This is a genomic window from Rhizobium sp. 01T437 (assembly GCF_056398505.1).
The window spans coordinates 1-755 of sequence record NZ_JBFTPM010000066.1 but is presented as its reverse complement, the minus strand read 5'-3'; the positions used below and the strand labels follow the sequence as shown (position 1 = coordinate 755).

Genomic DNA, 755 nt, shown 5'->3' with positions numbered 1-755 from the left:
TATGTCCTCCAATTGAGCGGCACATTGCTTTCACGGCGACACCGCTTGTCGGGCGGGATGCCGGCCCTCGTGATCGATTTGCTCGCGGTTCTGGTTCCGGCTGCTGCATTCTTGTTCGTTGGGTCCCGTGATCGAAACCTCTATTGCGCCATTTGGCTTCTCAAGCCGTTGCGCGACTCGACCTTTTTCAGGCTGCTGGCAAAGGTGGTCGCGAATGAATCGCGCAATCTGCTTGGCGTGACATCGGTGTTCGGCATAGTTCTTTTTGGTGCTGCGTTGGCCGGTTATATCATCGAGCGAGACGTCCARCCCGATASGTTCGGCAGCATTCCGCAGGCGATGTGGTGGGCGGTCGTGACGCTGTCGACGACMGGCTACGGTGACGAGATCCCGCAGAGCCTTGCAGGTCGAGTTCTGGCCGGATTGGTGATGATGAGCGGGATCGGTATTTTTGCACTTTGGGCCGGCATCCTCGCCACCGGCTTCTACGAAGAGGTTCGCCGCCAAGACTTCGTTCGCAACTGGCAATTGATCGCTGCCGTACCCCTGTTCCAGAAGCTTGGTTCCGCTGCACTGATCGAGATCGTTCGGGCGTTGCGGCCGCGCATTGTCCCCGCAGGTGCCGTGATCTGCCGCAAGGGCGATGTTGGCGATCAGATGTTCTTCATTGTCGAGGGGCGGGTCACCGTGGCGACACCCGACCATCCAGTGGAACTCGGTGCCGGAAACTTCTTTGGCGAGATGGCGCTGATCAG

1 protein-coding gene is annotated in these 755 nt (G+C 59.0%); it reads left to right on the top strand.

The window, feature by feature from the left end; all coding sequences use genetic code 11:
• Positions 1–755 (top strand): cyclic nucleotide-gated ion channel (locus AC1DM5_RS36505; RefSeq protein WP_477976944.1); only part of this gene is annotated, 755 nt, incomplete at both ends.